This window comes from Streptomyces sp. NPDC041108 (assembly GCF_055592645.1).
The window spans coordinates 250,126-260,629 of record NZ_JBVIYK010000013.1 but is presented as its reverse complement, the minus strand read 5'-3'; the positions used below and the strand labels follow the sequence as shown (position 1 = coordinate 260,629).

The 10,504-nt window shown below is 69.2% G+C and carries 10 protein-coding genes and 1 rRNA gene; all 11 read left to right on the top strand.

The window, feature by feature from the left end; all coding sequences use genetic code 11:
* Positions 1 to 95: ribosomal RNA gene (rrf, locus tag ACZ6BB_RS31635) — 5S ribosomal RNA — on the top strand; the annotation flags it as partial.
* 109 nt (positions 96 to 204) lie between these two features.
* Complete coding sequence (locus ACZ6BB_RS31630) at positions 205 to 813, top strand: CDP-alcohol phosphatidyltransferase family protein (protein ID WP_471618527.1); 609 nt, start codon at positions 205 to 207, stop codon at positions 811 to 813.
* Positions 814 to 929: 116 nt separating this feature from the next.
* Positions 930 to 3,425, top strand: a complete 2,496-nt coding sequence (locus ACZ6BB_RS31625) for a sugar phosphate nucleotidyltransferase (RefSeq protein WP_471618526.1) — start codon at positions 930 to 932, stop codon at positions 3,423 to 3,425.
* Between the two features lie 98 nt (positions 3,426 to 3,523).
* Positions 3,524 to 4,432, top strand: coding sequence for a DUF881 domain-containing protein (locus ACZ6BB_RS31620; protein WP_471618525.1), 909 nt, complete (start codon positions 3,524 to 3,526; stop codon positions 4,430 to 4,432).
* Positions 4,429 to 4,761, top strand: a complete 333-nt coding sequence (locus tag ACZ6BB_RS31615) for a small basic family protein (protein WP_009343209.1) — start codon at positions 4,429 to 4,431, stop codon at positions 4,759 to 4,761. Before ACZ6BB_RS31620 ends, ACZ6BB_RS31615 begins: the two co-directional genes overlap by 4 nt.
* Before the next feature lie 5 nt (positions 4,762 to 4,766).
* The gene (locus tag ACZ6BB_RS31610) at positions 4,767 to 5,648 is read left to right on the top strand and encodes a DUF881 domain-containing protein (protein WP_471618542.1); all 882 of its coding nucleotides are present in this window, start codon (positions 4,767 to 4,769) and stop codon (positions 5,646 to 5,648) included.
* A 61-nt stretch (positions 5,649 to 5,709) separates the two neighbouring features.
* Positions 5,710 to 6,681 carry an FHA domain-containing protein gene (locus ACZ6BB_RS31605; RefSeq protein WP_275459763.1) on the top strand — a complete coding sequence of 324 codons (972 nt, stop codon included), beginning with the start codon at positions 5,710 to 5,712 and terminating at the stop codon, positions 6,679 to 6,681.
* A gap of 41 nt (positions 6,682 to 6,722) precedes the next feature.
* Positions 6,723 to 7,478, top strand: coding sequence for a transcriptional regulator FtsR (gene ftsR / locus ACZ6BB_RS31600; RefSeq protein ID WP_471618524.1), 756 nt, complete (start codon positions 6,723 to 6,725; stop codon positions 7,476 to 7,478).
* An 84-nt stretch (positions 7,479 to 7,562) separates the two neighbouring features.
* Entirely contained in the window at positions 7,563 to 8,036 is a 474-nt protein-coding gene (locus ACZ6BB_RS31595) for a bifunctional nuclease family protein (protein WP_005475662.1), read from the top strand.
* Positions 8,037 to 8,295: 259 nt separating this feature from the next.
* On the top strand, positions 8,296 to 8,979 hold the full coding sequence (locus ACZ6BB_RS31590; RefSeq protein WP_471618523.1) for a MerR family transcriptional regulator: 684 nt from the start codon (positions 8,296 to 8,298) through the stop codon (positions 8,977 to 8,979).
* A gap of 123 nt (positions 8,980 to 9,102) precedes the next feature.
* The gene (locus tag ACZ6BB_RS31585; RefSeq protein ID WP_471618522.1) at positions 9,103 to 10,455 is read left to right on the top strand and encodes a DNA polymerase IV; all 1,353 of its coding nucleotides are present in this window, start codon (positions 9,103 to 9,105) and stop codon (positions 10,453 to 10,455) included.
* Positions 10,456 to 10,504: the final 49 nt, after the last annotated feature.

Here is a 10,504-nt window from a genome sequence, read left to right as displayed (position 1 = left end):
AAACGCCCGGTTACATTCCGAACCCGGAAGCTAAGCCTTACAGCGCCGATGGTACTGCAGGGGGGACCCTGTGGGAGAGTAGGACGCCGCCGAACTCCTTTTATAGCTCTGGCTCTTGGGCATACCGCCCAGGAGCCAGAGCTTTTTTGCGTTGAGGTAGGGTCAGGGGGCATCGTTGGCTCATTTCCCACAGGAGGCCCCCGGGTGGAGGTACAGGAGACCCGGGTCCAGACGGACCGGGTCCTCACCATCCCGAACATTCTCAGCATGGCGCGGCTCGTTGGTGTGCCCGTCTTCCTGTGGTTGATCCTCTGGCCCGAGTTCGGCGGCCCCAAGGTCGACGGCTGGGCGTTCCTCGTGATCGCTCTCAGCGGCGTCAGTGACTATCTGGACGGCATGCTGGCGCGGCGCTGGAACCAGATCAGCAGCCTGGGCCGGCTCCTCGATCCCGCGGCGGACAGGTTGTACATTCTGTCCACTCTGGTGGGACTCACCTGGCGCGAGATTCTGCCCTTCTGGTTGACCGCTGCACTGCTCTTGCGTGAGCTGGTCCTGCTGGTGATGGTGGGCATCCTCCGCCGGCACGGCTATCCGCCGCCCCAGGTGAACTTCCTCGGGAAGGCGGCCACCTTCAACTTGATGTACGCGTTCCCGTTGCTCCTGCTCAGTGACGGAAGCGGGTGGATCCCGTCACTCGCTGCTATTTTCGGATGGGCGTTCGCCGGATGGGGTACAACCCTGTATTGGTGGGCAGGGATCCTCTACGTGGTTCAGGTCCGCCGACTCGTCAGTGCGGACACCATGGCCGATTGAGCCCGCCCGATCGGGCGGCCGTAGGTGGCTCGATGGCCCGCTTTGAAAAAGTGCGGGACAATCCGGACGGGTGAAGTCGGCTAGACCGTCGTCTCTTCAAGGAGGACGCTTCCGACATGAAGGCCGTCGTGATGGCCGGAGGTGAAGGCACACGCCTTCGCCCCATGACCTCGAGCATGCCCAAGCCGCTCCTGCCCGTGGTGAACCGCCCGATCATGGAGCATGTGCTCAGGCTGCTCAAAAGGCATGGGCTCAATGAGACCGTCGTTACAGTCCAGTTCCTGGCGTCACTGGTCAAGAACTACTTCGGTGACGGCGAGGAGCTCGGGATGGAGCTCACCTATGCCAACGAGGAGAAGCCACTCGGTACCGCCGGGAGCGTGAAGAACGCCGAGGAGGCGCTGAAGGACGATGCCTTCCTTGTCATCTCCGGCGACGCCCTCACGGACTTCGACCTCACCGAGCTCATCAATTTCCACAAGGAAAAGGGCGCGCTGGTCACCGTCTGTCTGACGAGGGTGCCGAATCCGCTGGAATTCGGTATCACGATCGTCGACGAGGAAGGCAAGGTCGAGCGGTTCCTGGAGAAGCCGACCTGGGGCCAGGTCTTCTCGGACACCGTGAACACGGGCATCTACGTGATGGAGCCCGAAGTCTTCGACTATGTCGAGGCCGATGTTCCCGTCGACTGGTCCGGTGACGTCTTCCCGCAGCTGATGAAGGAGGGCAAGCCGGTCTACGGCTTCGTCGCCGAGGGCTACTGGGAGGATGTCGGTACGCACGAGAGCTACGTCAAGGCGCAGGCCGACGTGCTCGAGGGCAAGGTGGACGTCGAGATCGACGGGTTCGAGCTGTCGCCCGGGGTCTGGATCGCCGAAGGCGCCGAGGTGCATCCGGACGCCGTGCTGCGCGGGCCGCTGTATGTCGGGGACTACGCCAAGGTCGAGGCCGGCGCGGAAATCCGGGAGCACACCGTGGTGGGCTCGAACGTCGTCGTGAAGAGCGGGGCCTTCCTGCACAAGGCCGTGGTCCACGACAACGTCTACATCGGGCAGCACAGCAATCTGCGTGGATGCGTGGTCGGCAAGAACACCGACATCATGCGGGCGGCGCGGATCGAGGACGGCGCGGTGATCGGCGACGAGTGCCTCGTCGGCGAAGAATCGATCATCCAGGGGAACGTCCGCGTCTACCCGTTCAAGACGATCGAGGCCGGCGCCTTCGTCAACACGTCGGTGATCTGGGAGTCCCGGGGGCAGGCGCACCTGTTCGGCGCCCGTGGTGTCTCCGGAATCCTGAACGTGGAGATCACCCCGGAACTGGCCGTCAGACTCGCCGGAGCGTACGCCACGACGCTCAAGAAGGGCTCCACGGTCACCACCGCCCGCGACCACTCCCGGGGCGCCCGTGCGCTGAAGCGGGCGGTCATCTCGGCGCTGCAGGCCAGCGCCATCGACGTCCGGGACCTGGAGAACGTGCCGCTGCCGGTGGCCCGGCAGCAGACCGCGCGGGGCAGTGCCGGCGGGATCATGATCCGGACGACGCCCGGGGTTCCGGACTCGGTCGACATCATGTTCTTCGACGGGCAGGGGGCCGACCTCTCGCAGGGCAGCCAGCGGAAGCTGGACCGGGTGTTCGCGCGGCAGGAGTACCGGCGCGCGTTCCCCGGGGAGATCGGGGACCTGCACTTCCCGGCCAGCGTGTTCGACTCGTACACCGGGTCGCTGTTGCGCAACGTCGACACGACCGGCATCGCCGAGTCGGGGCTCAAGGTCGTCGTGGACGCCTCCAACGGAAGCGCCGGCCTGGTGCTGCCCAGTCTGCTCGGCAAGCTGGGTGTCGACTCGTTGACGATCAACCCGGGTCTCGACGAGTCGAGGCCGACGGAGACCGGAGACATGCGGCGCTCCGGGCTGGTGCGGCTCGGTGAGATCGTGGCGTCCTCGCGGGCGGCGTTCGGTGTGCGGTTCGACCCCGTCGGTGAACGGTTGTCGCTCGTGGACGAGAAGGGGCGGATCGTCGAGGACGACCGGGCCCTGCTGGTCATGCTCGACCTGGTGGCGGCGGAGCGGCGCAGCGGGCGGGTGGCGCTGCCGGTGACCACCACCCGGATCGGTGAGCAGGTCGCGGCGTACCACGGCACCCAGGTCGAGTGGACGACCACCTCCCCGGACGACCTCACGCGGGTCGGCGGGGACGAGACGACCATCTTCGGCGGCGACGGGCGCGGTGGGTTCATCGTGCCGGAGTTCAGCAGTGTCTTCGACGGGACGGCGGCCTTCGTACGGCTCATCGGGCTCGTGGCACGGACGCAGCTCACGCTCAGCCAGATCGACGCGCGGATTCCGCGGGCGCACGTCCTCAAGCGGGACCTCGCCACCCCGTGGGCCGTCAAGGGCCTGGTGATGCGCCGGGTCGTGGAGGCGGCCGGTGACCGTTTCGTCGACACGACCGACGGAGTGCGGGTCGTGGAGACCGACGGGCGGTGGGTGATGGTGCTGCCGGACCCGGCCGAGGCCGTCACCCATCTGTGGGCCGAGGGCCCCGACGACGCCTCCGCGCAGGCCCTGCTCGACGAGTGGTCGGCGGTCGTGGACAGCGCCGGACGCTGAACGGCCCCGCACGCGTGCGTGCCGGACAAGTGCCCCCAACGGGGCCTGTCCGGCACGCCGGTGGGGCCGTTCGGAGGTAGTGGTCGCGACGTGCGACGATGTGCGGCATGCCGCAGCAGCCCCCCGTTCGGAGCACACCCACGCGCCCGTCGCGTCCGGACGCCTCCATGTCGCTGCTCAACAACGTCATGGACCACAGCCTCGACGACGGATACGCCGAGGCCGCCGCCCGCAGGAAGGCCGCGGGCGCCGAGGGCATGCCCAAGACCGTGCGAGCCAAGCTGGGGCTCGCGGCCGGCCTGGTGCTGGCCGCCCTCGTGGTGACGGTGGGCGCGGCACAGGCGCGGATAAGCGCTCCCGTGGTCGCCAAGGAGCGCGAGGAGCTCATCGACCGCATCCAGCAGGAGACGACGACCGCGGACGAGCTGGAGGACTCCGTGGACGCGCTCCGTGACGACGTGAGCGCGCGCCAGCGCAAGGCGCTGGAGGACGGCGGCGGCCGTCACGACGGGAACGACCTGGTGGGCGTCCTGTCGGGCGCCGTCGAGGTGCACGGCCCGGGGGTGCGGCTCGTCGTCGACGACTCCAAGGACGCCGCCCAGGGCGGTGACGGCGACCCGCGCGAGACGTCCGGGTTCTCGGACACCGGCCGGGTGCGCGACCGGGATATGCAGCGGGTGGTCAACGGCCTGTGGGCGTCGGGAGCCGAGGCCATCTCGATCAACGGGCAGCGGCTCACCGCGCTGTCGGCGATCAGGGCCGCCGGGGACGCGATACTGGTCGACAACAAGCCACTGGCGCCGCCCTACACGGTCCTCGCGGTGGGGGACGGGCAGCGGCTGAGCACCAGGTTCCAGAACAGCCCCGACGGGCTGTATCTGCACGCCCTCCAGGAGAACTTCGGTATCAGGACGAGCATCTCCGCCGAGGACGACATCAAGGTGCCGGCCGCGCCGAGCGTGATCGTACGAACAGCAGAACCCAGCACAGAGAAGGGCACATCGTGATCGCCGTACTGGGCCTCGTCCTCGGAGTCGTGGCCGGACTGTTGGTCCGGCCCGAGGTACCGGCGGTCGTCGAGCCGTATCTCCCCATCGCCGTGGTCGCGGCGCTCGACGCCGTATTCGGCGGTCTGCGCGCGATGCTGGACGGCATCTTCGACGACAAGGTCTTCGTGGTCTCGTTCCTGTCGAACGTCGTGGTGGCCGCCCTGATCGTCTTCCTCGGCGACAAGTTGGGTGTCGGCGCCCAGCTGTCCACGGGCGTCGTGGTCGTCCTCGGTATCCGTATCTTCTCCAACGCCGCGGCGATCCGCCGGCACGTGTTCCGGGCGTGAGGCCGATGAACGAGCGGGACGAGACGCCGGGACCCGAGCCGACCGCGGGCCGGGGAGAGGACGACGCGCCGACGACGAGGCTGCGCCGGGAGCTCCCCCAGGAGGTGCCCTCCACGGCCGCCCAGGAGCCCGGTGAGGCTCCTCTGGAGGAGAACGACAAGGACAAGAGGACAGGGCGGCAGCGCCTGGCGCAGGGGCTGTGGCCTCCGCGCTTCACCCGCGCCCAACTCATCGTGGCGCTCCTGCTGTTCGGCCTCGGCTTCGGACTGGCCATCCAGGTGGCCTCCAACAACGACGACAGCGCGCTGCGCGGAGCACGTCAGGAAGATCTCGTACGCATCCTCGATGAACTGGATGACCGTACGCAGCGTCTGGAGGAGGAGAAGCAGGGTCTCGAGGATCAGCGCACCGAGCTGGAGAACAGTTCGGACCAGGCCGAGGAGGCGCGCAAGCAGACGGTCGAGAAGGAGCGGCAACTCGGCATTCTGGCGGGCACGGTGGCGGCGCAGGGACCCGGCATCACACTGACGGTCGACGACACGAAGGGAACGGTCGAGGCGGACATGTTGCTCGACGCGATCCAGGAGCTGCGCGCGGCCGGCGCCGAGGCGATCCAGGTGAACGGCGTACGGGTCGTGGCCAGCACCTTTCTGACCGATTCCGGTGAGGGAATCAGTGTCGACGGGAACAAGATCACCCAGCCTTTTCGTTTCAAGGTCATCGGCAACCCGAAGGACCTGGAGCCCGCACTGAACATCCCCGGAGGTGTGGTGCAGACGATGGAGAAGGAGCAGGCCACCGTGACCGTGCGGCGGGCGGAGAAGATCGTCGTGGACGCCTTGCGAGCAGCGAAGCGGCCTGACTACGCTCGGTCGTCCTCCCAGTGAAGCGCAGGTGCATGGGGCCCGTCCGGCGAGGGCATGAGGTTGCGGGGGGTCGGCGCACCGAATGGGTGGTGCGTGGTGGAAACTGTCTGGTGGATACGGACGTTGTGAGGTTGTCCGGGTCGGCCGGTGTGTTCAGTCAGGGTTCGTCCTGCCCCACGGGCGGGTCTGTTTCGGTCAAGGGGAATCGCCCGTGAAGTTGTTTGCGAAGTTGTTCGGCAAGAGCGCGCGAGAGGGCAGCGACAACGCGACCTCCCGCCATCGCGCGCAGCCTTCCGAGGCGGAGGGCCAGGGTGGCGAGCGCCCCATGTTCCGGGACCAGGTCGCTGGTCCGGGGGGTGACATTTCGGGAGGTCAGGGCGCGCCGTCTGTTGACCCTGCGCAGTCGGGCCGCATAGGTTTCGGGGAACCGTCAACCTCAGGTACGGGTGGAGGGTTCAGCTCAGACCCGTATGCGTCCCATGCCCCGGCGGGGCAGCCGCGGCAGGAGGATCCGTCGATGTCGGCCCTGGTGTGCACGAGGTGCGGTAACCGCAACGCGGAGAACAGCCGCTTCTGCTCGAACTGCGGTGCTCCGCTGCGGGCCGGTGCGACCGCCGAGCGTCCGTCCGAGACGACCTCGACCATCTCCATCTCCGGCCTGGAAGCCTACGACTCAGAGGTCACCGGCCAGACGCAGCTGCCGGCGCTCTCTCCCGAGGCGCAGGCCGCCGTCGACGCGCTGCCGCTCGGCTCCGCGCTCCTGGTCGTCCGTCGTGGGCCGAACGCGGGCAGCCGCTTCCTGCTGGACGGCGACCTCACCACGGCGGGCCGTCACCCGCAGAGCGACATCTTCCTCGACGACGTGACGGTGTCGCGTCGCCACGTGGAGTTCCGCCGAGCCCAGGACGGCTCGTTCACGGTCGCCGACGTCGGCAGCCTGAACGGGACGTACGTCAACCGCGAGCGGATCGACCAGGTCGCTTTGCACAACGGCGACGAGGTGCAGATCGGCAAGTACCGGCTGGTCTTCTACGCGAGCCAGCGGGGCTACTGACCCTCCCCCGGACCGGCTCCGGGGAACCCCAGGGAAGGTCCATGCTTCGAACAACGAGCGGTGGTGCCGATCACGGCACCGCCGCCGCGGACAGTGGCCTGATGAGCATCGGCACGGTTCTCAACGCACTGCGTGACGAGTTCCCCGAGGTGACCATCTCCAAGATCCGTTTCCTGGAGTCCGAGGGGCTCATCGAGCCGCAGCGGACCCCCTCGGGGTATCGGAAGTTCAGTGCCGGGGATGTCGAGCGCCTCGGGCACGTCCTCAGGATGCAGCGGGACCACTATCTGCCGCTCAAGGTGATCCGTGAGTATCTGGAGGCCCTGGAGCGCGGAGAGGACGTCCGGCTGCCGTCCGTGGGGCGGCAGCGGGACGTGGGCGACGGGGAGCGCCTGAGTGAGCTGTTCGGCGAGCCCGAGGAGCCGGCGGCCGCCCGGATCGGGCGGGGCGAGTTCATCGCCGGCGCCGGGATCGACGAGGAGCAGCTGGCCGAATGGGAGTCGTACGGGCTGGTGGCCCCGCTGCCGGACGGGTCGTACGACGCCGACGTTCTCACCATCGCCACGCTTGTGGTCGAACTGGGGCGATTCGGTATCGAGCCTCGGCACCTGCGGGTGATGCGGGCCGCCGCGGACCGTGAGGCCGGGCTCGTCGACCAGGTGGTGGCGCCGCTGCGCCGGCACCGTAACCCGCAGACCAGAGCGCATGCGGAGGAACAGGCGAGGGAGCTGGCGGGGCTGACGGTCAAGCTGCACGCCGCCCTCGTGCGCGGTGCGCTGGGTGTGCGGCCGCGCTGAGGCGTGGTGTTCGCCCGTGGCGGATCGGTCGGCCGATCCGGGCCCGACTACCCAAACATCCCGAGCACGGCCTAGGGTTGCTGTGTGAACGAGCTCGATGTCGTAGGTGTCCGGGTGGAAATGCCCTCCAACCAACCGATCGTGCTCCTGCGCGAAGTGGGAGGCGACCGTTACCTCCCCATCTGGATCGGGCCGGGGGAGGCGACGGCGATCGCTTTCGCCCAGCAGGGCATGGCCCCCGCGCGGCCGCTGACCCACGACCTGTTCAAGGACGTGCTGGAGGCCGTCGGCCAGGAGCTCACGGAAGTGCGCATCACGGACCTGCGTGAGGGCGTCTTCTACGCGGAGCTGGTGTTCGCCAGCGGCGTCGAGGTGAGTGCCCGCCCTTCCGATGCCATAGCGCTGGCGCTGCGTACCGGGACGCCGATCTTCGGCAGTGACGGGGTGCTCGACGACGCGGGCATCGCGATCCCGGACGAGCAGGAGGACGAGGTGGAGAAGTTCCGCGAGTTCCTCGACCAGATCTCGCCCGAGGACTTCGGGACGAACAGTCAGTGAGGCCGGACAGACGGTCGCGCGGAGCTGTCGTACGGGGCTGAGGGGTCCTGACAGTGCCTGCCGCCGTCGGCGGCGGGCGCGCCGGTGTGGTGTGCCGGGGCGGCTCGACGGGAGCGCATTCGGCTAGCCTTTCCCCGCGGGAGGGCACGCGAAACCACTCTCAGGGTGATTATCACTCGGCGTGGCGAGTGCGATGGTCGTTGACGCGCCCCTGGTGGCTGCCTACCGTCGATGAGGCAGGTCAAGGACGGAGGTCGGCGTGAGAAGCAGCGGCGACGGTACGGCTGGGGGTGCCCCCGGACGCAGGCTGGGGAGCGGCGGCCCGTACCCTCCCCCAGGCTCTCGGCTGCGGTCCAGCTGGGGGGACCCCCATCAAGGCAGCGCGGCCGGTCACGTCCCGCAGCGGCCCACGGCCGTGCAGGACAGTGCCGAGGCGGCGCCCGAGCCGCACGAGGAGGTCGGCTACCGCGGTCCCACCGCGTGCGCGGCCGCCGGCATCACCTACCGTCAGCTCGACTACTGGGCCCGCACGGGCCTCGTGGAGCCGAGTGTGCGGTCCGCCCAGGGCTCGGGGACGCAGCGCCTCTACAGCTTCCGGGACGTGGTCGTCCTGAAGATCGTGAAACGGTTCCTCGACACGGGGGTGTCGCTGCAGAACATCCGCACCGCCATCCAGCACCTGCGGGAGCGTGGCTTCAGCGATCTGGAGCGGATGACCCTCATGAGCGACGGCGCGACGGTCTACGAGTGCACCTCGCCCGACGAGGTCCACGCCCTGCTCCAGGGTGGCCAGGGGGTTTTCGGCATCGCCGTGGGGGTCGTCTGGCGTGACGTCGAAAGCGCTCTCTCGCAGTTGCACGGGGAGCGGGTCGACACGGGGGAGACGCTCCTGGGCCACAATCCGGCGGACGAACTGGCGCGGCGCCGGAACCGGGCGGTCTGAGGGCCGCCGAGGGATGCGCGTCCGGGACCGCCTGTCCGGTGGCGGGAGTGGTTCGTGACCCCGGTGTGGCCGGTGGAGCCGGTGTGCGGGGCATTGTCAGTGGCGTAGGGCAGCATCGGAGTTGTGAGAACCGCGCCCACGATCCTGCATCTCGACATGGATGCCTTCTACGCCTCGGCGGAGCAGGCGTCGAAGCCGAGTCTGCGAGGGAAAGCCGTTGTCGTCGGCGGGCTGGGGCCGCGCGGAGTGGTCGCCACCGCCTCGTACGAGGCACGGGTCTTCGGGGTGCACTCGGCGATGCCGATGGCGCAGGCGCGCAGGCTCGCGCCGAACGCCGCGTACCTCACGCCGCGCTTCACCTTCTACCGGACGATCAGCGATCAGGTCATGGGGTTGTTGCGGGCTCTGTCGCCGCTGGTGGAGCCGTTGAGCCTGGACGAGGCCTTCGTGGATCTGGAGGCCGGGGGCGCGGCATGGGACGAGAGCTCGGCGCGGCTGGCGGGGGAGCGGTTGCGCGCGGACATACGGGCCCTGACCGCGTTGACGGGGTCCGTGGGGCTCGCGGCCTCCAAGATGCTCGCGAAGTTCGGCTCCGAGCAGGCCAAGCCCGACGGGCTGGTGCTGATCGAGCCGGGGACCGAGCGGGCTTTGCTGGGCCCGATGTCCGTGCGGATCCTGCCGGGTGTGGGACCCGCGACCGGGGACCATCTGCGGCGTGCCGGGATCACCACGGTCGAGGAGATCGTGGAGGCGGGGGAGGACGAGGTCGTACGGCTGCTCGGGAAGGCCCATGGGCACGGGCTGTACGCGATGGCGCTGGCGCGGGACGACCGGGCGGTGGTGGCCGAGCGGGACACGAAGTCGGTGTCGGTGGAGGACACGTACGACGTGGACATCCATGACCGGGTGCGGGTGCGCATGGAGGTGCAGCGGCTCGCGGACCGGTGTGTGCGCAGGCTGCGGGAGGCCGGGCTCTCGGGGCGGACGATCCAGTTGAAGGTACGGCGGTACGACTTCTCCACCCTGACCCGGTCCGAGACCCTGCGGGGACCCACGGACGATCCCGCGGTGGTGCGGGAGGCCGCGGCCCGGCTGCTGGAGGCCGTGGACACGACGGGCGGGGTGCGACTGCTGGGCGTCGGCGTGAGCGGGCTGGCCGACTACACGCAGGAGGACCTGTTCGCCCAGGCGGCCGGGGAGCCGGAGCCGGTGGAGGAGGAGGCCAAGGGCGCCGTGGAGGTGCCCGCGGTGGAGGAGAACGCGGGCGGGGAGCGGCTGTGGAGGGCCGGGCACGATGTGCGGCACGCCGAGTACGGGCACGGGTGGGTGCAGGGCAGCGGGCTCGGGCGGGTGACCGTGCGGTTCGAGACGCCGCTCGACGCGGGGCCGGGGCGGGTGCGGACGTTCAGGACGGACGACGAGGCGCTGGAGCCGGCGGAACCGTTGCCGCTGGTGCCGGGCGGGATGCCGGGCTGAGGCGGCGCCGGACCGTGTGCGGGCGCTTCGGCCGTCCGGTGGTGTCGTG

Bases quoted from the DNA above. Each gene is read 5' to 3' on its own strand.
- ACZ6BB_RS31605 (WP_275459763.1), top strand. From the start codon at position 5,710: ATGGGTGGTGCGTGGTGGAAACTGTCTGGTGGATACGGACGTTGTGAG.
- ACZ6BB_RS31610 (WP_471618542.1), top strand. From the start codon at position 4,767: ATGAACGAGCGGGACGAGACGCCGGGACCCGAGCCGACCGCGGGCCGG.
- ACZ6BB_RS31620 (WP_471618525.1), top strand. From the start codon at position 3,524: ATGTGCGGCATGCCGCAGCAGCCCCCCGTTCGGAGCACACCCACGCGC.
- ftsR (WP_471618524.1), top strand. From the start codon at position 6,723: ATGCTTCGAACAACGAGCGGTGGTGCCGATCACGGCACCGCCGCCGCG.
- ACZ6BB_RS31625 (WP_471618526.1), top strand. From the start codon at position 930: ATGAAGGCCGTCGTGATGGCCGGAGGTGAAGGCACACGCCTTCGCCCC.